This is a genomic window from Streptomyces sp. NPDC059452 (assembly GCF_042750035.1).
Classification (GTDB): domain Bacteria; phylum Actinomycetota; class Actinomycetes; order Streptomycetales; family Streptomycetaceae; genus Streptomyces.
Genome location: NZ_JBHYVE010000028.1, coordinates 1 through 23,498 on the forward strand (window position 1 = coordinate 1; position 23,498 = coordinate 23,498).

Annotated in this window: 19 protein-coding genes; 2 read left to right on the top strand and 17 right to left on the bottom strand. The window is 71.3% G+C overall.

Annotated elements, in window-relative coordinates; all coding sequences use genetic code 11:
* Window positions 1–47 precede the first annotated feature (47 nt).
* From ACFW9Z_RS29365 to ACFW9Z_RS29390, 6 genes are all read right to left on the bottom strand, one after another.
* Window positions 48–1,814, bottom strand: a complete 1,767-nt coding sequence (locus tag ACFW9Z_RS29365) for a beta-N-acetylhexosaminidase (protein WP_384645600.1) — start codon at window positions 1,812–1,814, stop codon at window positions 48–50.
* Window positions 1,815–1,818: 4 nt separating this feature from the next.
* Entirely contained in the window at window positions 1,819–2,667 is an 849-nt protein-coding gene (locus tag ACFW9Z_RS29370; RefSeq protein WP_384645601.1) for a carbohydrate ABC transporter permease, read from the bottom strand.
* Complete coding sequence (locus ACFW9Z_RS29375) at window positions 2,664–3,650, bottom strand: carbohydrate ABC transporter permease (protein ID WP_384645602.1); 987 nt, start codon at window positions 3,648–3,650, stop codon at window positions 2,664–2,666. The genes ACFW9Z_RS29370 and ACFW9Z_RS29375 overlap by 4 nt, the downstream gene beginning before the upstream one ends.
* Before the next feature lie 2 nt (window positions 3,651–3,652).
* Complete coding sequence (locus tag ACFW9Z_RS29380; protein ID WP_384645603.1) at window positions 3,653–4,957, bottom strand: extracellular solute-binding protein; 1,305 nt, start codon at window positions 4,955–4,957, stop codon at window positions 3,653–3,655.
* A gap of 243 nt (window positions 4,958–5,200) precedes the next feature.
* Window positions 5,201–5,500 (bottom strand): DUF3039 domain-containing protein, encoded by a 300-nt coding sequence (locus ACFW9Z_RS29385; protein WP_029395429.1) that lies wholly within the window; start codon window positions 5,498–5,500, stop codon window positions 5,201–5,203.
* 30 nt (window positions 5,501–5,530) lie between these two features.
* Complete coding sequence (locus tag ACFW9Z_RS29390; RefSeq protein WP_384645605.1) at window positions 5,531–6,091, bottom strand: YqgE/AlgH family protein; 561 nt, start codon at window positions 6,089–6,091, stop codon at window positions 5,531–5,533.
* 286 nt (window positions 6,092–6,377) lie between these two features.
* On the opposite strand from ACFW9Z_RS29390, the gene murA reads away from it, so the two are divergent.
* Complete coding sequence (gene murA / locus ACFW9Z_RS29395) at window positions 6,378–7,718, top strand: UDP-N-acetylglucosamine 1-carboxyvinyltransferase (protein ID WP_069742708.1); 1,341 nt, start codon at window positions 6,378–6,380, stop codon at window positions 7,716–7,718.
* A gap of 292 nt (window positions 7,719–8,010) precedes the next feature.
* Here murA and ACFW9Z_RS29400 read toward each other — a convergent pair whose 3' ends face one another.
* From ACFW9Z_RS29400 to ACFW9Z_RS29425, 6 genes are all read right to left on the bottom strand, one after another.
* On the bottom strand, window positions 8,011–8,292 hold the full coding sequence (locus ACFW9Z_RS29400; protein ID WP_003968811.1) for an HU family DNA-binding protein: 282 nt from the start codon (window positions 8,290–8,292) through the stop codon (window positions 8,011–8,013).
* A 377-nt stretch (window positions 8,293–8,669) separates the two neighbouring features.
* Window positions 8,670–10,106: an NAD-dependent malic enzyme gene (locus ACFW9Z_RS29405; protein WP_384645606.1), complete on the bottom strand. Its 1,437-nt coding sequence runs from the start codon at window positions 10,104–10,106 to the stop codon at window positions 8,670–8,672.
* A gap of 459 nt (window positions 10,107–10,565) precedes the next feature.
* Window positions 10,566–12,932, bottom strand: a complete 2,367-nt coding sequence (locus ACFW9Z_RS29410) for a HelD family protein (protein WP_384645607.1) — start codon at window positions 12,930–12,932, stop codon at window positions 10,566–10,568.
* A 222-nt stretch (window positions 12,933–13,154) separates the two neighbouring features.
* Window positions 13,155–14,216 (bottom strand): anti-sigma factor family protein, encoded by a 1,062-nt coding sequence (locus tag ACFW9Z_RS29415; RefSeq protein WP_384645608.1) that lies wholly within the window; start codon window positions 14,214–14,216, stop codon window positions 13,155–13,157.
* Window positions 14,213–14,800, bottom strand: a complete 588-nt coding sequence (locus ACFW9Z_RS29420) for a sigma-70 family RNA polymerase sigma factor (RefSeq protein ID WP_384645609.1) — start codon at window positions 14,798–14,800, stop codon at window positions 14,213–14,215. Before ACFW9Z_RS29420 ends, ACFW9Z_RS29415 begins: the two co-directional genes overlap by 4 nt.
* A gap of 86 nt (window positions 14,801–14,886) precedes the next feature.
* A complete protein-coding gene (locus ACFW9Z_RS29425) occupies window positions 14,887–15,639 on the bottom strand; it encodes a CGNR zinc finger domain-containing protein (protein ID WP_384645610.1) in 753 nt (250 codons plus the stop codon).
* A 93-nt stretch (window positions 15,640–15,732) separates the two neighbouring features.
* Here ACFW9Z_RS29425 and ACFW9Z_RS29430 point away from each other — a divergent pair, with 93 nt between their 5' ends.
* The gene (locus ACFW9Z_RS29430; protein WP_384645611.1) at window positions 15,733–16,380 is read left to right on the top strand and encodes a GNAT family N-acetyltransferase; all 648 of its coding nucleotides are present in this window, start codon (window positions 15,733–15,735) and stop codon (window positions 16,378–16,380) included.
* Here ACFW9Z_RS29430 and ACFW9Z_RS29435 read toward each other — a convergent pair.
* From ACFW9Z_RS29435 to ACFW9Z_RS29455, 5 genes are all read right to left on the bottom strand, one after another.
* Window positions 16,332–17,474, bottom strand: a complete 1,143-nt coding sequence (locus tag ACFW9Z_RS29435; protein WP_384645613.1) for a uroporphyrinogen-III synthase — start codon at window positions 17,472–17,474, stop codon at window positions 16,332–16,334. The genes ACFW9Z_RS29430 and ACFW9Z_RS29435 overlap by 49 nt on opposite strands.
* A gap of 175 nt (window positions 17,475–17,649) precedes the next feature.
* A complete protein-coding gene (locus ACFW9Z_RS29440; RefSeq protein WP_384645614.1) occupies window positions 17,650–18,990 on the bottom strand; it encodes a nitrate/nitrite transporter in 1,341 nt (446 codons plus the stop codon).
* A gap of 156 nt (window positions 18,991–19,146) precedes the next feature.
* Complete coding sequence (locus ACFW9Z_RS29445; protein WP_384645615.1) at window positions 19,147–20,382, bottom strand: acyltransferase; 1,236 nt, start codon at window positions 20,380–20,382, stop codon at window positions 19,147–19,149.
* On the bottom strand, window positions 20,379–22,520 hold the full coding sequence (locus tag ACFW9Z_RS29450; protein ID WP_384645678.1) for a glycosyltransferase: 2,142 nt from the start codon (window positions 22,518–22,520) through the stop codon (window positions 20,379–20,381). Before ACFW9Z_RS29450 ends, ACFW9Z_RS29445 begins: the two co-directional genes overlap by 4 nt.
* A 204-nt stretch (window positions 22,521–22,724) precedes the next feature.
* A complete protein-coding gene (locus tag ACFW9Z_RS29455) occupies window positions 22,725–23,417 on the bottom strand; it encodes a hypothetical protein (protein WP_384645616.1) in 693 nt (230 codons plus the stop codon).
* Window positions 23,418–23,498: the final 81 nt, after the last annotated feature.

Consider the following 23,498-nt stretch of genomic DNA (forward strand, 5'->3'; position numbering starts at 1 on the left):
ACGCGGCGGACGTCCGCCGCGTGCGCCGCGTACACCGGTTCCGGGGATCACACCACCGGCGGCGCTCCCTCGATCGGGCGGCCGAGGATGCCGGGCCGCTGCTGCCACGGCAGCGGGCCGCCCGGCCTGCGGTAGTCGACACCGAGGGCGTCGAGCCGGGCGTAATGGTCCGTCATGCGCGCATCGAACCCTTCGAAGTCCCGTTCGGCCGGGGCGGGCAGGGGCGTCCAGGCGACCTCCGCGAGGGCGGCGAGGCGCGGGAAGACCTGGTAGTCGACGCGTGACCTGTTCTGCATGACCTCGGTCCACACGTTGCCCTGGGTACCGAGGACGTGCCGGGCGGCCTCCTCGGAGAGGCCCGGTGGAACGGGTTCGAAGCGGTAGACGTCCTCCAGGGTGCGGACGTACCCGATGGGCATCGGCTCGTCGGGGCCGCCGTCCTGACGGTGGTCCAGGTACACCTGCTGCTCCGGGCACATCACCACGTCGTGCCCGGCCTCGGAGGCGGCGATGCCTCCGGCGTAACCACGCCAGGAGGAGACGGCCGCGCCCTCGGCGAGGCCGCCTTCGAGGATCTCGTCCCAGCCGATGAGGCGGCGGCCGCGCGCGGTGAGCCAGGTGTCGAAGTGGCGGATGAACCAGGACTGGAGCTCGTCCTCGTCCTTCAGGCCGAGTTCGGCGATCCGGGCCTGTGCCGTCGGGGACTCCTTCCACTGGTCCTTGGGGCACTCGTCACCGCCGATGTGGACGAACGGCGAGGTCGTGGCGGGGAAGAGCTCCAGGACCTCCTCCAGGACGCCCTCGTAGAAGCGCAGGGTGTTGTCAGTGGGGGCGAGTACGTTCGGACTGACGCCCCAGGTGTCCCAGACGGAGAGGGTGGTGGTGTCGATGACGTCGGTGTTGCCCAGCTCGGGGTATGCGCTGATGGCGGCCTGCGAGTGGCCCGGGATGTCGATCTCGGGGACCACCCGGATATGCCGCTCGGCGGCGTAGGCGACGATCTCGCGGATGTCGTCCTGGGTGTAGTAGCCGCCGTAGGGGGTCTCGTCCCACAGCTCGGAGGCCCGGTGCCCGTACTTGGTGCGCGAGCGCCAGGCACCGGCCTCGGTCAGGCGCGGGTAGCGCTTGATCTCGATGCGCCAGCCCTGGTCGTCGGTGAGGTGGAAGTGGAAGACGTTCAGCTTGTGGGCGGCGAGGAGGTCGAGGTAGCGCAGGACGTCGTCCTTGGGCAGGAAGTGCCGGGAGACGTCGAGCATCAGTCCGCGCCAGGAGAAGCGCGGCTCGTCCTCGACGACCACGGCCGGGACCTCCCGGGTGCGCCCCGGTGCCAGGGGCGCGCGGCGGAAGGCGTCCGGGCCCAGGAGCTGACGGAAGGTCTGCGCCCCCCAGAACAGCCCGGCGGCGCTCCCTCCGGTGATGTGTACGGCCCCGGCGTCGACGGCCAGGCGGTACGCCTCGGGGGCCAGTGCCGCGTCGAGCGCGAGCTCCACACGGGGGCCGTCGGTGCCCGGTGCCAGGTCCAGACCGGTGGCGGCACCCACGGTGGCGCGCAGCCAGCGGGCGACACCTTCGGTGCCCGGGGCGGCGCTGAGCACGGTCGCCGCGCCCAGCGCGAACGGCTGCTGTCCGGGCGGTCCCCAGGTGAGGCTGCGCGGGGCGGGGACGAGGCCGGGGACCGCCCCGCCACCGGAGGTGTCCGGGCCGGCTTCCCCGGGGGTCGTATCGGCCTCGGGGGTCGTATCGGCCTCGGAGGCCGTGTCGGCCTGGGATGTTGTGTCGGACTCGGGTGTCGTGTCGGCGTCCTGGGATGTCATGACGTCAGTCCTTTACCGCTCCGCCCAGTCCGGAGACCAGGCGTCGCTGTACGAGTACGAAGAAGACGAGGACGGGAATGGTCATCACCGTCGAGGCTGCCATGATCCCGCCCCAGTCGTTCTCGTCCGGTTTGAAGAAGACCAGCAGTGCCATCGGCAGCGTCGACTGGGAGGTGTCGCTGATGATGAAGGACTTCGCGAACAGGAAGTCGTTCCAGGTGGTGATGAAGGAGAAGACGCTGGTCGCCACGAGCCCCGGGAAGACCAGCGGGAAGAGGATCTGCCACAGGAAGCGGGTGCGGCTGGCCCCGTCGATGTAGGCGGCCTCCTCCAGGGCTTCGGGGACCGCCCTGACGAAGCCGCGCAGCATCCAGATGGCGAACGGCAGCGAGAAGGCGAGGTGCGGCAGGATCAGCGAGCCGAGCGTGTTCAGCTGGCCGAAGTCCCGCATCAGGAAGAACAGCGGGATGGTCAGCGCCTCCACCGGCACCATCTGCGCGACCAGGAACATGATCAGCAGGGTGGTGCGGAACTTGAAGCGGAAGCGGGTCACGGCGGTGGCGGCCAGGAAGGCGATCAGCGCCGAGAGGATGACGACCGTGCCCGCCACCAGCAGGCTGTTGAGGAAGTAGCGGCCGAAGTCCTGCTGTTCGAAGACCCGGCGGAACGAGTCGAGCGAGGGCGCGAGCGTCCAGGGCCGGGGGTCGGTGGACTGGATCTCCCCGGCCGGTTTGAAGGCGGAGAGCACCATCCAGTAGAGGGGGAAGGCGACCGCCACGGCGATCAGCAGGGCGGCGGCCTCGGCGGCCAGCCTGCCGGGCCGCTTGACCCGCAGCAACGTACGTACGCTCACAGTTCCTCCCCCTGGCGCCGCACCAGGCGCAGATAGACCAGCGTGACGGCCAGCAGGATCACCAGCATCACGACGCCGATCGCCGAGCCGAGGCTGTACTGCGAGGACGCGAACGCCTTCTGGTACGCGTACACGTTGAGCACCAGGTTCTGGCCGGCGATGCCGCCGCCGTTGGTCATGACGTAGATCTGGGTGAAGACCTTGAAGTCCCAGATGATCGACTGGATGGTGACGACGATCAGGATGGGCTTGAGCATCGGCGCCATGATGGTCCGCCAGATCCGCCACTGGGACGCGCCGTCCAGCGAGGCGGCCTCCAGCACCTCGGTGGGGATGGCCCGGATGCCCGCGTACACGGTGACCATGACGAACGGGAACGAGCACCACAGGACTTCCATGAGTACGAGCGCGAAGGCGCTGTAGCGGCCGTACGTCCAGGAGAAGTCGCCGAGGCCGAGCACCTTGTTGACCGGTCCGAAGTCGGGGTCGAAGAGGAAGACCCAGACCGTGGAGCCGGTGATCGCGGGGGTGGCCCAGGCGCCGAGTGCGGCCATCATCAGCACCAGCCGGGGCAGGGCGCGGATGCGGGTGAGCAGGACGGCCATGGCGCAGCCGAAGACGAGCGTGGAGACCACGCAGGCCGCGGCGAAGAGGACGGTGGCGAGAAGGACCTGCCAGAACTGGCTGTCGTTGAAGAGGGTGGCGTAGTTGTCGAAGCCCTTGAAGGTGGTGGGTTCGCCGCCGCTGACCTGGGCCTGGGTGTACTCCAGGAACGAGATCAGGCCGAGCTGGTAGATCGGGTAGACGAGCAGCCCGGCGAGCAGGACGAGGGCGGGCAGCAGATAGAGCCAGGGGGTCCAGCCGGAGTGCCGCTGGGGCGAGGCGGACCGGCGGCGCCGGGGCGGGCGGCCGGCGGGGGTGCCGGTGCCCGCCCCGGCCGCGGCGGCGGCCGGGGCCTTGAGGGGCGGGGTGTGCGTGGTCATGGTCAGCCCGCGTCGGTGAAGGCCGCGTCCATCTTCTTCGCCGCGTCGTCCGAGGCCTTCGCCACGTCCTTACGGCCCGAGACGATCTCCTGGAACATCGTCGGCAGGACCAGGGAGGCGTCGATCTGGCCCCAGGCGGGCGAGGCGGGGACGAACTTGGCGCCCGCGCCGAGGGTCTGTACGAACGGGGCGACGAAGGGCTGCTTCTTCGCGGCGTTGTCCAGGACGTCGGTGTAGGTGGGCAGGAAGCCCATCGCGTCGAACATCTGGGCCTGGGTCTGCTTGGCGGTCAGCGACTTCATCAGGTCGACGGCGAGGGTGCGGTGCGAACTGCTCTTCAGTACGCCGATGTTGTTGCCGCCCGCGAAGGCGGGGGCGATGGAGTTCGGCGCGACGCCGGGCAGCGGGACGACGGCGTACTTGCCCTTGACCGAGCCCGCCTCGACGGCCGCGTGGCTGAAGTCGCCGCCGATCGCCATGGCGGCCTTGCCGGAGGCGAAGGCGGTCACGGTGGCGTTGCCGCCCATGGAGGCGCACTTGGCGGCCGGACAGTTGTCGTCGCCGAAGAGCGAGGTGTAGGCCTCGATGCCCTTGCGGGCCTTCTCGCTGTTGATGCCGGACTTGTACGTACCGTCGGTCTCGCCCGCGATCTCGCCGCCGTGGGACCAGATGAAGGGCATCGCGCCGTAGGTGTAGGCGCCGCCGACCGCGAGGCCGTAGAGGTCCGGCTTGGCCTTGCGGATCTTCTTGGCCGTGGAGATCAGCTCGGCCTGGGACTTGGGGGGCTCGATGCCGAGCTCCTTGAAGACGTCGGTGCGGTAGTAGAGGGCGCGTACGCCTACGAAGAAGGGCGCGCCGTAGACCTTGTCGCCGACGGTGACGGACTGCTTGGCGATCGGGTCGGTGTCCCGGGCCTCGTCCCAGGCCTCGAACTCCTCGGTGATGTCCGCGAGTCCGCCGTCCTTGACGTATCCGGCGGTGTCGCTGTTGCCGTACTCGATGAGGTCGGGGGCGCTCTTGGGGTCGTTGAACGCGGCCTTGATGCGCTGGGCGCGGGTGTCGACGGGTATGTACTCGATCTTGACGTCGGTGCCCTGGTGGCTCTTCTCGAACGCGGCGACGGCGTCGTTGACGACCTTCTCCTTGGGCTTGTTGCCGACCTCCTGGAAGAGCCAGACACGGAGAGTGCCGCTCTTCTCGTCACCCTTCGCACTGGTGTCGGATGTCTGCGGCGCACAGGCGGTGGCGGTGAGGCCCGCCAGGACAAGCGCCGCGACGGGGGCGGCAATTCGGGCAGAAAGCTTCATCCGGGAACCCCTACCGGTCATGCGTTGCATCATGTGCAACGTGCGTTTCGTTCTGCACAACTGGCAGGAGAGTAAGTCCCGGTTCCGGCGCCGACAAGTGGTCTCCACCACTCTGTGACCAGCGGGAGCAGCCCGTGCAACGCGAGCGATCGGTCACGATCCGTCACCGGCAACGCAAAGGCCCCCGGTACGCGCGTCGACCGCGCGTACCGGGGGCCGTGGAACCTGAGGGGAGCCCGGGCCCTACTTCTTGCCCTTGTCCTTGCCGCCCTTGCCCTTGTCCTTGTCGCCGCCGGCGCCCATGGACTCGTAGATCTCCTTGCACATCGGACAGACCGGATACTTCTTGGGGTCGCGCCCCGGCACCCAGACCTTGCCGCACAGCGCCACCACGGGAGTGCCCTCCAGGGCGCTCGCCATGATCTTGTCCTTCTGGACGTAGTGGGCGTAGCGCTCGTGGTCGCCGTCGCCCCTCGACACCTGCGGCGTCGGCTCTACGAGGGTCCCCGTACCTGCCCCGCGATCGGGCTCAAGAGTGCTCATAACCGCCAAGGGTACTGAAGAAGCGGGCCTTCAGTTGAGCGAAGGGTCGTCCGGATACGTGGCGATCATCGCCAGCTCGCTGCGCTGACGGCGGAGCACCGCACGCCAGAGGTGTTCGGGGCGGGTGAAGGAGACGTCGCCGGGCTCGGACTCGACCACGTACCAGGCACCCTCACCCAGTTCGCCCTCCAGTTGACCCGGGCCCCAGCCCGCGTACCCGGCGAAGATCCGCAGCGAGCCGAGGGCCGGTCCCAGCAGCTCCGGCGGGGTCTCCAGGTCGACCAGGCCGATCGCCCCGTGGACCCGGCGCCAGCCGAGCGGGCCCTCGTCGCCGGGGATCACCGCGACGCCGAGCGCCGAGTCCAGCGAGACCGGGCCGCCCTGGAAGACGACGTCCGGCTCACCGGTCAGCCCGGCCCAGCAGTCGAGGATGTCACCGACCCCGACCGGGGTCGGGCGGTTCAGGACCACGCCGAGGGAGCCCTCCTCGTCGTGGTCGAGGAGGAGCACCACCGCGCGGTCGAAATTCGGGTCCGCGAGGGCGGGCGTGGCCACGAGCAGTCGCCCTGTGAGCGAGGACACCTCCGTCATGGCAGAAATGATCCCGCATCTTCGCCCTTCGCGGGGGCCGGGCGGCCGTGATGACCACCTCAGGAGAGCGAGCGCAGCTCAGGGCGCACGGAGGCACGGGGAGCGCACCACGAGGGCAGGATCCGGGGGCCATCCGGACGGTGACCCTCCGCAAGATCGGGTGCGCGGAGGGTGTTGTGGCGGATTCATGACGTTCGTACACCCCCCTTCGCCTTACGGAAGGGGGGTAGGAGGCCATTACCCTTTTCGTTGGCCCCCTGCCCGACCACTCCGGAACGCGAGATACATGACCGGCACAGACGATGTCCTGCTTGTCCACGGCGGCACCCCGCTGGAGGGCGAGATCCGCGTCCGAGGCGCCAAGAACCTGGTGCCGAAGGCAATGGTCGCCGCGCTGCTCGGCAGCGGGCCGAGCCGCCTCCGCAACGTTCCCGACATCCGTGACGTACGGGTGGTCCGGGGGCTCCTCCAGCTGCACGGCGTCACCGTCCGCCCCGGCGACGAGCCGGGCGAACTGATCCTCGACCCCTCGCACGTCGAGAGCGCGAACGTCGCTGACATCGATGCCCACGCGGGCTCGTCGCGCATCCCGATCCTCTTCTGCGGCCCCCTGCTGCACCGCCTCGGCCACGCCTTCATCCCGGGCCTGGGCGGCTGCGACATCGGCGGCCGGCCGATCGACTTCCACTTCGAGGTGCTCCGCCAGTTCGGCGCGACCATCGAGAAGCGGGCCGACGGCCAGTACCTGGAGGCCCCGCAGCGGCTGCGCGGCACCAAGATCCGGCTGCCGTACCCCTCGGTGGGCTCCACCGAGCAGGTGCTGCTCACCGCCGTCCTCGCCGAGGGCGTCACCGAGCTGTCCAACGCGGCCGTCGAGCCGGAGATCGAGGACCTCATCTGCGTACTGCAGAAGATGGGCGCGATCATCTCCATGGACACCGACCGGACCATCCGGATCACCGGTGTCGACAAGCTCGACGGATACACCCACCGGGCGATCCCGGACCGCCTGGAGGCGGCCTCCTGGGCGTCGGCGGCGCTGGCGACCGAGGGCAACATCTACGTACGCGGCGCCCAGCAGCGTTCCATGATGACCTTCCTCAACACCTACCGCCGGGTCGGCGGTGCCTTCGAGATCGACGACGAGGGCATCCGCTTCTGGCACCCGGGCGGCGCGCTCAACGCCATCGCGCTGGAGACGGACGTGCACCCCGGCTTCCAGACCGACTGGCAGCAGCCCCTGGTGGTGGCGCTGACGCAGGCCGCGGGGCTCTCCATCGTCCACGAGACGGTGTACGAGTCGCGGCTCGGCTTCACCTCCGCGCTCAACCAGATGGGTGCGCACATCCAGCTCTACCGGGAGTGCCTGGGCGGTTCGGACTGCCGCTTCGGCCAGCGCAACTTCCTGCACTCGGCGGTCGTCTCCGGGCCGACGAAGCTCCAGGGCGCCGATCTGGTCATCCCCGACCTGCGCGGCGGCTTCTCGTACCTGATCGCGGCGCTGGCTGCCCAGGGCACCTCCCGGGTGCACGGCATCGACCTGATCAACCGCGGCTACGAGAACTTCATGGAGAAGCTGGAGAAGCTCGGCGCGAAGGTGGAGCTGCCGGGCGGTTCGCTGGTCTGACCCCGCACAGTGCTGCCGCACACAGCATTGCGCGGACCGGTGCCCCGGCCCCCTCCCAGAGGGGGCCGGGGCACCGGTCTTTCCGGGCTCAGGCGGGCGGCGGGGCGCTTCAGCGGTCCCCGGAGGCGCCGGGAGCGGCCCTCACGGCCCGCGAGCGCTCCGCCGGTACGCCGATGGCACCCCCAGGACCCGCACGGCGTACGGGCGCATGAGCGGGGCGCATGTGCCCCGGGCATGCGCGAGGGCGGCCACCCCTGGTCGGGGGTGGCCGCCCTCCTTGCGCCTTTGAGGGTTACTTGCCCTTGGCGGCTTCCTTGAGCTTCGAGCCCGCGGAGACCTTCACGCTGTAGCCGGCCGGGATGTTGATCGGGTCGCCGGTCTGCGGGTTGCGAGCGGTGCGAGCGGCACGGTGGGTGCGCTCGAAGGTCAGGAAACCGGGGATGGTGACCTTCTCGTCGCCCTTGGCGACGATCTCACCGACGGTCTCGGCGAGCGCGGCCAGCACGGCGTCGGCGTCCTTGCGAGTCACCTCGGCGCGGTCGGCCAGGGCGGCCACCAGCTCACTGCGGTTCATGTTGTTACTCCCGTGTTCTTCTTGCCTGTGAGGCGTGAGATCGAAGCCGATGCTGCCAGGGCCCTCTGACAGTCCCCGGACCCGGGTCTGATGTCAGACCCTCGCGCCCGATTACGCATCCTGCCCCCACCTGCGGCGGGAAAGCCAATCCGGAACCCTTCAGGGTCAACGAAAAGCGCCACTGCCTGCTCGTGGTGACGTTCCGTCGGCTTCCCTTAGCGGTCCGCAGCGGATGCCGGGCCCCGCGGGGCCCACTGCCCGCCCACCCTAAAGGGGCGTTTGGGGCGCCGCGACCCGCGACGCGCCGTACGGCGCGGGCGGGTGCGGCCCAGGGCGTTGCGCGCGTACCCCTGGGAGGGCCCGTGAAACAGGTGGGGTCAGACGGCGGTGGAGGAGGCCGGTCCGGTGCCCGCGGCGGCCTTGGCGGCGGCGCGGACGGCTCCGGCGACCGCACCGGCGACCTTGTCGTTGAAGACAGAGGGGATGATGTAGTTCGCGTTGACCTCGTCCTCGGCGACCACGTCGGCGAGGGCTCCGGCGGCGGCGAGCATCATCTCCGTGTTGACGGTGCGGGACTGAGCGTCCAGCAGACCGCGGAAGACGCCCGGGAAGACCAGCACGTTGTTGATCTGGTTGGGGAAGTCGGAGCGGCCGGTGGCGACGACGGCGGCGGTCTCGCGGGCGATCGCCGGGTCGACCTCGGGGTCCGGGTTCGCAAGCGCGAACACGATCGCGCCATCCGCCATCGCCGCGACGTCGTCGCCGTTCAGGACGTTCGGGGCGGAGACGCCGATGAAGACGTCGGCGCCCACGACGGCCTCCTTGAGGGTGCCGGTGACGCCCTCCGGGTTGGTGTTGTCGGCGATCCAGCGCAGCGGCGAGTCCGGGTCGGCGGCGACCAGATCCTCACGTCCGGCGTGCACGACGCCGTGGATGTCGGCGACGACGGCGTGCTTGACACCGGCGGCGATCAGAAGCTTCAGGATGGCCGTACCGGCCGCTCCGGCACCGGACATGACGACCCGTACGTCGCCGATGCCCTTGCCCACCACGCGCAGGGCGTTGGTCAGGGCGGCCAGGACGACGATGGCGGTGCCGTGCTGGTCGTCGTGGAAGACGGGGATGTCCAGGGCCTCGCGCAGCCGGGCCTCGATCTCGAAGCAGCGGGGGGCGGAGATGTCCTCCAGGTTGATGCCCGCGAACCCGGGGGCGATCGCCTTGACGATCTCGACGATGGAGTCGGTGTCCTGGGTGTCCAGGCAGATCGGCCAGGCGTCGATGCCCGCGAACCGCTTGAAGAGGGCCGCCTTGCCCTCCATGACGGGCAGCGCGGCCATCGGGCCGATGTTGCCGAGGCCGAGCACCGCGGAGCCGTCCGTCACGACTGCGACGGAGTTGCGCTTGATGGTGAGGCGGCGCGCGTCCTCGGGGTTCTCGGCGATGGCCATGCAGACCCGGGCGACACCGGGGGTGTAGATCATCGAGAGGTCGTCACGGCTGCGGATGGGGTGCTTGGACGCCATCTCGATCTTGCCGCCGAGGTGCATCAGGAACGTACGGTCGGAGACCTTGCCCAGGATGACGCCCTCGATGTCGCGCAGACCTTCGACGATCTCGTCCGCGTGCGAGGTGGAGGTGGCCGCGATCGTGACGTCGATCCGCAGCTTCTCGTGGCCGGACGCGGTGACGTCGAGGCCGGTGACCGAGCCTCCGGAGGACTCGACGGCCGTGGTGAGCTGGGAGACCGCGGTGCCGCTCGCGGGCACCTCCAGCCTGACCGTCATCGAGTACGAGACGCTGGGCGCCGTTGCCATGGCCGAGTCCTTCGCTTTCCTCAAGCTTCATTGCTTCGTATCCGGAACCCTCGTTCCGGTCACGCTTCCCGAATCGTCGCACCTACCGGCTGGTAGCCGGTAATGAGTGCCGCCTTTCGGAAAGTATTTTCCACCATACGAGAAGTCACCCGTTCGGCGGAACCCCCAACGGCCGGAAACCGATGGGGAGACAGCGCCGGCCGGCCCGTAAACGAGAACAGACCCGCGCCACCATCAGGTGACGCGGGTCTGTCTTCTTCAGTTGGATGACACCGGCCCGCCATGCTCGCCTCGCGGCAAGTGGTCGCTCGAAGCGACGAAGGTTGGGCCCGGGGGCTTGGATCGAGCCGGTGCCAGTACCACGGTAACAAAGACCTCCGAGAAGTGATTCCCGTGCGCCCGGTTGACTCGCGAAACCTGCTCCGACCACCCGATCGGCCACGCCCGGGTGGCCCGCTGTCACTCCCTCAGCAGGTCCGGCACCCCGTCCTCGTCCGGCATGTCCCGCTCCCCCGACACCACCGTCAGCTGCTGGGTGGCCCGGGTCAGCGCCACGTACAGCACCCGCAGCCCGGCCGGGGACTCGTCCGCGATCTCCGCCGGTGAGACGACCACCGTGGCGTCGTACTCCAGCCCCTTCGCCTCCAGGCTGCCCAGCGCCACCACCCGCTCCCCCAGCTCCGCGAGCCATGCGCGGGCCTGGGCGCGCCGGTTCATCGCCACGACCACGCCGACCGTGCCGTCCACCTCCGCCAGCAGCCGGCGCGCCTCCGCGCGGACCGTGGCGGCCAGGTCGCCGCCCTCGACCGGGACGAAGCGCGGCACCACCCCGGTCGAGCGGACCGCCGACGGGGACTCCATACCGGGCATGGCCAGCGCCAGCACCTTGGCGGCCAGCTCCGCGATCTCGGCCGGGTTGCGGTAGTTGACGGTGAGGGTGAAGCGGCGGCGCGGCCGGGAGCCGAGCGCCTCGTCCCGGGCCGCGGACGCCTCGTCCGGGTCGGACCAGGAGGACTGGGCCGGGTCGCCGACGATCGTCCAGGTGGCGTGGCGGCCCCGGCGGCCCACCATCCGCCACTGCATGGGCGTCAGGTCCTGCGCCTCGTCGACGATGACGTGCGCGTACTCCGTGCGCTCCGCCGCGAGCCGCTCGGCCCGCTCCCACTGGGTCTCCTCGCGCTGCGGCATCAGCTCCTCCAGGCCGGAGAGCTGGTCCAGCGGGTCCATCTCACGCTTCCGCTTGGGCCGCACCACCGTGCCCAGCAGCGCCTGGAGCTCGTCCAGCAGCGCCACATCGTGTACGGAGAGGGGGCCGGTGCCGTCCGCGTCCAGCCGCTTCAGGGAGCGGGCCAGCCGGCGCACCTCGCCCTGGTTGAGGATGCGCCGGGACCAGCGGGCGAGCCGCTTCTCGTCGGCCATCGCGGCCAGCACCCGGCGCGGGGTCAGCTCGGGCCACCACGCGTCCAGGAACTCCAGGAACGGCGTCTCGGTGGAGACGTCCTCGTCGAAGGAGGACCGCAGCTCCGCCACCAGCTGCGGGTCGGTGTAGCGTCCGCGCCCCGACGACTTGCTCCACAGGGCGTCCAGCAGCAGCTTGCGGGCGCGCGGGCGCAGCAGGTTGACGGGGGCGGTGCCGCTGAGCACGTTGTTCCGGATGCGCTGGAGCTCGTCGGCCGCCAGCTCGACCCTGGCCCCGAAGGCGACGACGCGCAGCCGGTCGGGGGTGGCTCCCGTGCCGTTCTGTACGGGCTCCTCATCGAAGGGAAGCCGGCCCTCGGGCGCCTTCGGCGTCTCCAGGGCTCCCCGGGCCGCCTTGCGCAGCACATGGAGCATCCGGGAGGAGCCCTTGATACGGGCGATGGCCGGTTCGTCGTAGGCGGTGGCCCCCTCCACGCCCGCCGCCTCGTCGGAGAGCGAGCCGATCGCACGGATCGCGACCTGCCCCTCCTCACCGAGCGAGGGCAGCACCCCTTCGGTGTACGCGACCAGGAGCGGGGTCGGCGAGACGATCAGGATGCCGCCCGCGTACCGCCGCCGGTCCTGGTAGAGGAGGTACGCGGCCCGGTGCAGGGCCACCGCCGTCTTGCCGGTGCCGGGGCCGCCGGTGACCTCCGTGACGGAGGCGGCGGGGGCCCGGATCACCAGGTCCTGCTCGGCCTGGATGGAGGCGACGATGTCCCGCATGGTGTGGCTGCGGGCCTGGCCGAGGGCGGCCATCAGGGCGCCGTCGCCGATCACCGGCAGCTTCTCGCCGCCCAGATACGCCGTCAGCTCCGGGCGCATCAGGTCGTCCTCGACCCCGAGGACCTTGCGGCCCTTGGAGCGGATGACCCGGCGGCGTACGACGCGGCCCGGCTCCTTCGGGGTGGAGCGGTAGAACGGGGCGGCGGCCGGGGCCCGCCAGTCGATCACCAGCGGCGCGTAGTCGGAGTCCAGGACCCCGATGCGGCCGATGTGGAGCGTCTCGGCGATGTCGGCGGTGGCGTCCTCCCGTACGGCGTCGTCGGCCGGCTCGACGGAGGTGAAGGCGCCGTCCGGGCCGCGTTCACCGTCCTTGCCGAGGAGCAGGTCGATCCGCCCGAAGAGGAAGTCCTCGAACTCGCTGTTGAGCCGGTTGAGGTGGACGCCCGCCCGGAAGACCTGGGCGTCCCGTTCGGCGAGGGCGCCGGGCGTGCCGACCTGCCCGCGTTTGACGGCGTCGTGCATGAGAAATTCCGCCTCGTCGATCTTCTCTTCGAGACGGTGGTAAACGCGGTCCAGATGATCCTGTTCGACACCGATTTCCCGGTCCCGCAGCGAATCGACAGCGGCATCCTGCGCGGCCACCGAGGCCCCCTTCTGACGTGCACTGGGCAGCCGTCAACCCTATGCGAAGGGGGGCCCCGGCGCACCTGTCGTCCGGGTCGCGAGTGTTGCGATTACGCGTCGGAAGAAGCCGGAAGAAGAGCACGCGCCGAAACTCGCGCCGGACCGCGGGCCGAAACTCGCGCCGGAACGGGAGCCGGAACACGTGCCGGAAAGAAGGCGCCCCGGAACGGCCGGGTCCGCTCAGGCGCCGATCTCCACCAGCCGCTCCCCGTCGAACGTACGCACCTCGAAGCGGTCGATGTCCTCGCGGGCCATCGCCGCGCCGCCGTGCACATACAGCGGGTTCCTCGCCGAGGCGTGCGCCGAGTCCTCGATGCCGTACCCCCACTTCGGGACGGACCAGGAGGTGACGACCTCCTCCTCACCGGTCTTGGAGACGGCGATCAGGGTGCACTTCTGCGGCCCTTTCACGTTCTTCAGCTCCAGGACGGTGTGGGTGCCCCACGCCTTCTCCTCCATCCCGACCGTCGCGCCGACCCGGGTGGTGGGGTCGGTCGCCGACACCTTCTCCGTCATGTGCTGGAAGAAGGCGTCCTCGGCGGGGCTGGTGGGGTGCGGGTCCCGGACGGCGACGGAGCGGGCCCCGCCCTCGTCGCCCGCCGTCACGGCGACGGCGGCGACCGGTCCGCCGATGATCAGGGCGGCCGCCGCGGCGATCAGATACCTGCTGCGCTTCGTCCGCCGGTGCCGCCGGTGCGCGACCTCGTCCATCAGCCCGCCGAGCACGCGGGGCGCGGGGCGCTCGGGAACGTGCGGTACGGGACGGATCCCGGGCGCGGTCGCCGGCGCCTCGGCCAGCATCGCGAGCATGGGCTCCATCCCGGCGAACTCGTCGAGGTGCGCGGAGCACCGGGCACATCCGGCGAGATGGGCCTCGAAGTCGCTCGCCTGGGCGTCGTCCAGGATGCCCAGGACGTAGGCAGCGGCCGCGTCGTGCTCGGACCCCTCGGGGCCGCCACCGTACGACCCCCCGGGGCCGGTGGGGCCGCCAGGGCCTACGGGATACCCGGAGTCGCCGCCGTACGACGGCTCGGGGCCAGTGGGACCACCGGAACCGGTGGGGTGCCCGGGGCCCGTGGGGTGCCCGGGGCTCGTGCCGTAGCCGGGGGCGGAGAGGTACGCGGGCCCTGAGGGGTGTGCAGGACCCGCGGGATAGGGGGAGTGCGGGGGGTGCGAGGGACCGGTGGGCATACGGGGTCCGGGAGGCCGGGGCCCGAACGGCTGCCACTGCTGGTCGCTCATGCCGTGATCCCCCTCTCTTCCAGTGCGAGCTTCATCGAACGGAGTGCGTAGAAGACCCGGGACCGTACGGTCCCGCTGGGGATGCCCAGCACTTCGGCCGCCTCATTGACCGTACGTCCTTTGAAGTAGGTCTCGACCAATGCTTCCCGATGCGCGGGCGTCAAATCTTCCAGCGCGTCCGAGAGCGTCATCAGCCACAGCGCCTTGTCGATCTCGTCCTCCGCGGGAATGACCTCCAGCGGCGACGGATCGACCTCACGCGGCCGGGCCTGCCGGCTGCGGTGGCCGTCGATGACGATGCGCCGGGCGACCGTCACCAGCCAGGGGCGGACGGAGCCGGTGGCCCGGTTGAGCCGGCCGGCGTTCTTCCAGGCACGGATGAGCGTCTCCTGCACGACGTCCTCGGCCCGTTGGCGGTCGCCCGCCACGAGCCGGAGGACGTACGCGAGCAGCGGCCCGGCATGCTCGCGGTAGAGCGCCCGCATCAGCTCCTCGTCGGGTATCCCGGCCGGGGGCGTGGGCGGCTCACCACGATGTCGAGCCCTGTGCGGACGGTCATCGGCCACGGCCGCATCCTTGCGCACCCGAAACCTCCTGGTCGAGACCCTGAATGGACTCTTCCGCCATGGATACGGTGACGGGCGCGGGATCATTCAACGCCGGGGCGGATTTATTTTGGCCGGGGATCCGGCGGCTGCTTCCCGCCGGGAAAGCTCTCTGGCTCCTTCCCGCCGGGGAAGCTCTCTGGCTCCTTCCCGCCGGGGATCCGCCGGTCGCTCTCCGCCGGGGAGCCTCCGGCCGTACGGCGCCGGTGCCGGGCGACCCGTTCCCGGTTGCCGCAGACCTCGCCGGAGCACCACCGCCGTCGGCCCCCGCGCGAGGTGTCCAGGTAGAGCCGGTCGCACGCCCCGCCCGCGCAGCGGCGCAGCGCGCCCCGCGCCACCGGGTCGGTGAGCAGGTCCACCGCGTCCCGCGCCACGACCGCCAGGAGCCCCGCGCAGTCGGGCTCGGCGCTCAGGGTCCGTACCAGCGCCCCGCCCTCCCCCCGCACCGCGCGCGGGCCCGGCGGGGCTTCTGCGGCAAGGGAGTTGACCCGCTCCAGGGCCTGCACCTCGCCCTGGCACCCGAGTTGAGGCACCGCAGCACCGTCCCGGCCGCTCCCCGCAGCCAGTTGGGCCGCCATCAACCGCTCCACATCGGCCCGCAACTCCCGGAAGCGGGTCAGCCAGGTGGCGTCCAGCGCACCGAGTCCGGTGCCCGGCGGGACGAGCCGGGCGGCGGTCAGCCAGTCGGCGAGCCTCCCCGGTCCGTCGAGCTGTTCACGGCCGCCGCGCCCCCTGCCGCCGGACCCGGTGGCCACCAGGTCCAGGCAGATCCGGCCGGAGTCGAACCGCCACACGTACGCGCCCCTGCCCGCTGCCATGCGCCTGTCACCGCCTCGGGGTCCCCGGTCGGATACCACCCTCCAGAGTGCCCCCGGCGGGGCCCGCCCGTAACCCCCGCTACCGTGACGGCCATGGAAGAACACGGGGGAACAAGGGGAACGGAGAGCGGACCCTTCACGCTCACGGCCGACGCTCTGCTGATGCGCCCCTGGCGCGAGGAGGACGTACCGGCGCTGCTGGAGGCGTACGACGACCCGGTGATGCGGCAGTGGGTGTGGCTGCCCGTCTCCACACCTCAGGAGGCCGCCGACTGGCTGGAGTCGCAGCGCGAGGGGTGGGAGTCGGGCACCCGGTTCAGCTTCGCCGTGACGGACACCGCCCGGGGCGGGGAGCTGGTCGGCAACCTGACGCTGAAGCGGCCAGGACCGGACCCCGGGCGGGCCGAGGTCGGGTACTGGACGGCGGCCCGGGCGCGCGGCCGGGGTGTGGCGCCCCGGGCCCTGGAGGCGCTCACCGACTGGGCGTTCACGGCCTTCGCCGGGGAGGGGCTGGTCCGGCTCGATCTGCTGCACCAGGTGGACAACGTGGCCTCCTGCCGGGTGGCGGAGAAGTGCGGGTACACGTTCGCGGAGCTGCTGAGCGCCCGGCCGCCGGAGTTCCCGCTCGACGGCCATCTCCATGTGCGCGAGGCGCCGGGCCGCTCGGAGGCCGCTCCGGCGTACGGCGCTGCTCACCTCCCGTACGACGTGTCCCCGGCCGGGTCCAGCGACAGCCGGTAGCCGCGCTTGACGACGGTCTGGATCAGCCGGGGCGCCCCCAGTGCGGAGCGCAGCCGGGCCATCGCCGTCTCCACCGCGTGCTCGTCGGTGCCGGTGCCGGGCAGGGCGCGCAGCAGGTCGGCGCGGGCCACCACCCAGCCGGGGCGGCGGGCCAGGGTGCGCAGGAGGGCCATACCGGCGGGCGGGACCGCGCGCAGTTCGTCGTCCACGAGCACCGCGTGGCCCCGGATCTCGACGCGGTGGCCGGCGATGGGCAGGACCCGGGCGGTGGTGGGGAGTTGGGCGCAGACCAGTTGGACGAGGGGGCCGAGGCGGAAGCGTTCGGGCTGGACGGTGGGGATGGACCGGGCCTGGAGCGGGAGGGCGGTGACCGGTCCGACGCAGGCGGCCAGGACGTCGTCCCGCAGCGCCCCCAGGATCTCCGGGAGGAGCCCCCGGGCCTCGGCTCGGCCCAGGAACGAGGCGGCGGCGGGGGCGCTGGTGAAGGTGACGGCGTCCAGGGCGCGGGCGGCGGTGGCGTCGAGCATCCGGTCGAGCGGGGCGATGTCCTGCGGGGGCATCCAGCGGTAGACGGGGACGCCGACGACCTCGGCGCCCGCCGCCTGGAGGGACTCGATGAAGCCGGGGAGCGGTTCGCCGTGCAGCTGGAGGGCGATGCGGCGGCCCTCGACGCCCTCGCCGAGGAGCCGGTCGAGGACTTCGGCCATCGATTCGGACCCGGGCGACCAGGCCTCGGTCAGCCCGGCGGCCCGGACCGCGCCCTTGACCTTGGGGCCCCGGGCGAGGAGTTCGACGCCGCGCAGCCGCTCCAGGAGCGCGTCGCCGATGCCCCAGCCGTCGGCGGCCTCCACCCAGCCCCGGAAGCCGATGGCGGTGGTGGCGACCACCACGTCGGGGGCCCGGTCGATCAGCTCCCGGGTGGCGGTGAGGAGTTCGCTGTCGTCGGCGAGCGGCACGATCCGCAGGGCGGGGGCGTGCTGGACGGCGGCGCCGCGCCGCTTGAGGAGGGTGGCGAGCTCCTCGGCGCGGCGGGCAGCGGTCACCCCGACCGTGAACCCCGCGAGGGGGCCGTGCGTCGTGTCGTCGTCCCTCATGGCGTGTTCCCCGGCTCCCGTGGTCCCGCTGGTGTGCGAGGTGATCACGCTGGTGCGCGATGTGGTGCCCCTCGTACGCGATGTGCGGAGGCCCGAGACTGCCAAGGGTGCGTGACAGGCTCGGTACCCCCGTATTTCCCGGCCGTTACGTCGCTCGTCGCCGGGCCGTCGCTCCCTACACCTCTGCGTAACCGATCTGCGGCTTCGCGGGTTGCGCGGGTACGGGCGCGGGGCGGCGAAGGTATACCGCCCAGGTGATCGCGGAGCACACCCCGTAGAAGGCGAGGAAGGACCAGAAGGCGGCGGTGCCGGTGCCGGAGGTCTGGAAGGACTGCCGGAAGGCGAGGTTGATGGCGAGGCCGCCGAGGGCGCCGACGGCCCCGATGAACCCCATGGCCGCGCCGGAGAGCCGCCGTCCGTGGGCGGCGGCCGCCTCGCCGTCGAGCCCCTTCTCGATCGCCTGGGCGTGGAAGATGCCCGGGATCATCTTGTACGTCGATCCGTTGCCGAGCCCCGTCAGGACGAACAGGGCGGTGAAGCCGACGAGGAAGACGGGGAGGGAGGCGGTGGCGGAGGCGTGGATGACGATGGCGGTGGCGGCCCCCATCGCGGCGAAGGCGGCCAGCGTGATCCGGGCACCGCCGTGCCGGTCGGCGAGGCGGCCCCCGACCGGGCGGATCAGGGAGCCCAGCAGCGGGCCGATGAAGGTGAGCGAGGCGGCCTGGAGCGGGGTGCGGCCGAACTGGGTCTGGAGGACCAGGCCGAAGGCGAAGCTGTAGCCGATGAACGAGCCGAACGTGCCGATGTAGAGCGTCGACATGATCCAGGTGTGCGGATCGCGGGCGGCCTCCAGCGCGGCCCCGGTGTCGTTGCGTACGGGCCGGAGGTTGTCCATGTACAGCGCGGCGCAGACGGCGGCCACCACGATCAGCGGGATGTACACCCCGAGCACGAGCCGGGGGTGGGCCGCGCCGAGGGTGCCGATGACCAGGAGGCCGACGAGCTGGACGACAGGGACGCCGATGTTGCCGCCGCCCGCGTTGAGGCCCAGCGCCCAGCCCTTCTCGCGGAGCGGGAAGAAGGCGTTGATGTTGGTCATCGAGGAGGCGAAGTTGCCGCCGCCGATCCCGGTGAGCGCGGCGACCGCCACGAACGTGCCGTACGAGGTCCCCGGCTCCATCACCCAGAACGCGGCCAGCGTCGGCGCCAGCAGGCTCACCGCGCTGAAGATCGTCCAGTTGCGGCCGCCGAACCGGGCGACGGCGAACGTGTACGGCACCCGCACCAGCGCCCCGACCAGGGTCGCGGTGGAGATCAGGAAGAACTTTCCGGCCGCGTCGACGCCGTACTCCGGTCCCATGAACAGGACCATCACCGACCACAGCGTCCAGATGGAGAATCCGATGTGCTCGGAGAGCACGGAGAACCAGAGGTTGCGGCGGGCGACGCGCTCGCCCTTCTCCCGCCAGAACGTCTCGTCCTCCGGCTCCCACGTTTCGATCCAACGGCCTGCCATGACGCGCCTCCACAGGGTCGGGGTGAGGTGCCCGACGCCGTGGCCGGGGTCCTGTCCCCCGACGCTAGGGAGCGCGCGTTTCGGTGCGGTGCCGTGAGGTGACCGGTGGGCAACCTTGCTCTCACCGGGCCGGGGGCGGCCCGGTGAGATGCGCCCCTAGGACCGCCCGTTCGGCCAGAGCCTGGGCCTGCGCTTCGCCGCCACGTCCTCCACCCAGCCCACGCAGAGGATCACCAGCCCGATCAGCGGCCAGACCACCAGCGTCATGAGCAGGGTGTACATGGCCTCCACCGTCGACCCCAGGTGGGCGTCCACGAACGGGATCTTCCACAGGAGGTCGATGACGGGGATGGTCGCCAGGATCACCAGGTTGTGCCAGAGGTAGATCGTCACGGCCCGGTTGTTGGCGAGCGTGACCAGCCGGTCGAAACGGGCCAGCCTGCCGGGGAGTTCCCGCCAGGAGGGGGCGTACTGGAGCAGGATCACGCAGAACCCGAGCGACCAGGCCGCCTGGGCGAGCGGGATGTCGTTGAGGTCCCAGCCGTCCTCGGTGAGATGGCCCGAGGCCCACCAGATCCCGAAGCCCATGACGATGGCGGCCAGCGAGACGGTGAGATAGCGCGGGACCTCCTTGAACAGGCCGTCGTGGTGGGCGAACCCGAGGACCCAGCAGGAGCCGAAGACCGCGAAGTCGGTGAGCGCGTTGCCGGTCTCGCCGGGGATCTTCACCAGGCCGGTGCCGATCACGGCGGTCAGGCCGAGCGGGGCGAGCAGGGTCACCCAGGGCAGTCTGCGGAACGCCCGCAGGAGGAGGGGCGAGGCGAGGACGAACCAGAGGTAGGCGCGGAGGTACCAGAGCGGGCCCGCCGCCTGCACCGCCCAGGTCTCCTCCAGCAGACCGGCGTTGTCACCGCTGATCCAGGGGTACGGGGGCGCGCCGACCGGGAAGACGTACCAGGCCAGCTTGGCGAACCACCACAGGCCCTCCTCCTTCACCGGCTGCCAGCCCAGGACGAACATCATCGGTACGACGACGACGGCGAAGGCCCACATGGGCGGCAGCAGACGGCGGACCCGGCCCCGGATGACACCCCACGCGGGGCGGCTCAGCGAGCGGGCCATCAGCGAACCGGCCAGGGCGAACATCACGCCCATGGAGGGGAAGAGGATGGTCAGCCAGGCCCAGCCGAAGACGTGGTAGATCACCACGCGGAGCAGGGCGACGGCCCGGAGCAGGTCGAGATAGCGGTCCCGGCCGGGCTTCTCGGCGGGGGCGGGCATCCCGGCCGGCTCGGCAGCAGGCGACCCGGCAGACGGCCCGGCAGACGACCCGGCAGACGGCCCGAAAGACAGCCCCGACGGCGGCCCCGACGGCACAGTGGCAGAGGTCATCCGACAGGCCTCCGCCCGGCAGCGGCCTCGGCGCCCTCGTTGCCCCGGCGCGGCGCCGATACCCCGCCGGGCGCCTCCACGACCCCGGTCCGGCGCAGCTTCTGCCAGCGCAGCCGCCCTCCGGTGAGAGCGGTGATCCACGACTGGAGCAGCACCACGTACATCAACTGCCGGTACAGGATCTGCTGGAGCGGGAGCGAGATCAGGTGGACCATCCGCTCCTTGTCCAGCCGGAACGCGTACGCGGCACAGACCGCCTGCACCACCAGCACGCCGAACCACGCGGCCACGGTCTTGCCGGTCGGGCCGAAGACGAGTCCGTACAGCAGGAACACGTCGATCAGGGGCGCCAGCAGCGGGGCGACGACCATGAAGAGGGAGACGAACGGCAGCCCGACCCGTCCGAAGCGGCCCGAGGGCCCGCGCTCGATGACCGCGCGGCGGTGCTTCCAGATGGCCTGCATCGTGCCGTACGACCACCGGTAGCGCTGCGACCAGAGCTGCTGCACGGACTCCGGCGCCTCGGTCCAGGCGCGGGCGTTCTCCGCGTAGACCACGCGCCAGCCGTCCCGGTGCAGGGCCATGGTGACGTCGGTGTCCTCGGCGAGGGTGTCCTCGCTCATCCCGCCGACCCGCTCCAGGGCCTCGCGGCGGAACGCCCCGACGGCGCCGGGGATGGTGGGCATGCAGCCGAGGACGTCGTACATCCGGCGGTCCAGGTTGAAGCCCATCACGTACTCGATGTGCTGCCAGGCGCCGATCAGCGAGTCCCGGTTGCCGACCTTGGCGTTGCCCGCGACGGCTCCGACCCGGGGGTCGGCGAAGGGCTGGACCAGCTCGCGGACGGTGGCCGGTTCAAAGACGGTGTCGCCGTCCATCATCACGACGATGTCGTAACGGGCGTGCCGGATGCCGTTGTTGAGGGCGGCCGGTTTGCCCGCGTTCTGCTGTCGCACCACCCGTACGCCCGGCAGCCGCATCGCCTCGACGAGGTCGGCGGTGCCGTCGGTGGAGCCGTCGTCGATGACGATGATCTCGATCGGGTGCTCGCTGACGGCCAGCGAGCGCACGGTGGCCTCGATGCACTCGCGTTCGTTGTACGCGGGCACGAGGACGGAGACCGGACGGGTGAGGGGCTCGCCCCAGGTGAAGTTCCTGCGGCGGACCTTCCGGGCGTGCAGGAAGGAGAGGAGCAGCATCAGCCCGAACCGGGCCAGGACGAGCACGCCGATGGCGGCGAGGCCGATGACCAGGACGCCGGTGACCTTCTCCGAGACGCTGACGGCGGAGACGAACGCCTTGCCCTTCCAGAGCGCGAACCCGGTGACCGGGGTGTGCGCGCTGGGGGCGTCGAGCGCGGTGGTGAGCCGGGTGAAGGTGTAGCCCTTCTCCTGGAGGTCCGGGAGCATCCGGTCGAGCGCGGCCACGGTCTGCGAGCGGTCGCCGCCGGAGTCGTGCATCAGGACGATGGCGCCCTTGCCGCCCTTGGGGGTGGCGCGCTCGACAATGGCGTCGACGCCGGGGCGCTTCCAGTCCTCGCTGTCGGTGTCGTTGACGACGGTGAGGTAGCCGCGGCTGCCGATGTACCGGGTGACCGGCCACGACTTGTTGTCCATGGCGGCGGAGTACGAGGAGTAGGGCGGCCGGAACAGCGAGGTGCGCACCCCGGCGGCGCCCGCGAGGGCCAGCTGGTTCTGGGAGAGCTCCCAGTCGATGCGGCCGGTGGACTGGTAGGAGAGGTCGGGGTGGTTGAAGGTGTGCAGCCCGATCTCGTGGCCCTCGTCCACCATCCGCCGGACCAGGCCGGGGTGGCGGGCGGCCATGGTGCCGGTGACGAAGAAGACGCCGTGGGCGTCGTACTCCTTCAGCTTGTCCAGCACGCGCGGCGTCCAGACCGGGTCGGGCCCGTCGTCGAAGGTGAGGACGACCCGGCGGTCCGGGACGGAGAGGGTCTTCACCTCGCCGCCGGCGCGGGCGTCGATGACGGGCCCGCCGGTCAGGACCTCGTCCGGCACCTGGGTGGTGGGCGCGGGCGGCCGGACGCGGTGGTCGGCGAGGATCTCGCTGTTCACGTAACCGCGCAGCATCAGCATGGCGAGCAGGGCGACCAGCAGCGTGACGGGCAGGAGGTAGCGCATGGGGAGCTTCTTGCGCGGCCGGTTCCGCTTGCGCGCGTTCTGCCGGTGCACGCTCTGCTTGCGTGCGTTCTGCTTGCGTGCGTCCTGCTTGCGTGCGTTCTGCTTGCGTGCGGTGCGCGGACCTGGGGGCACCTGAGGTCCGGTGTGCGGGCCCCCGGTCGGCTTCGACCGGTCGTGCCTGCCCCGCGGGGCGGGGTGTGTCATTTACGGAGTGCCTTCTTCTTGCACCGGCGATTCGGAGGGTTCCACGGGGGGCTGCTCGGTCTCACCGGGCGGCTCGGGCTCGGGGCTCGACTGCGTCGGCGGGACGGACGGCTTGGTGACCGGGGTCGACGGGGCGGGCTTCCCGGTGGCGTCGCCGCCGCCGGTTCCGCTGCTGCTGTCGGCCGACGGCACGAGGGAGGCGGAGGCCGTGGGGCGGCCGGTGGCCCCGGCGGGGACGAGGACGGTGCCGGGCGATGCGGTGGCGCCGCCGGAGGCCGTCGGGCGCGGTGCGGCGGAGCCCGAGGGGGCCGGTGTCGCGTCGGAGCCCTCGACCGGGTCGGCCGTCTCGCTCGGCGCGGTCCGCACCTCGGCCTCCTCCGCCTTCGCCTCTTCCTTCGGCTCGGAGAGCGGCAGCCAGGGGGCGGTGGAGTTGCCGCCGAGGACGGCGAAGACCAGCGTCACGGCGTACGCGGCACAGAGCGAGGCGACCACCCAGCCGAGGCGGCGGTAGGTCTTGCTGCGGCGGCCGCTCTCGTCGACGAAGACGGGGCCGTCGGAGCTGTCGGAGCTGTCCGGCGGGGCGGGCTCGCCGGGCAGCTCGGCGAGCTGCCGTCCCAGACCGTCCAACGGGACCGTGACGTCGTTGGGTTCGTGCGTGTGCCCGCTTCGGGCACCTTCGCGCCAGTTTTCCACAGGTGTAGCCCATCCCCCACTCAACGGAACAGGCGCCAAAAATTGACCGGTTCTTTACTGTTGAGCAGGACCCCACCCGTC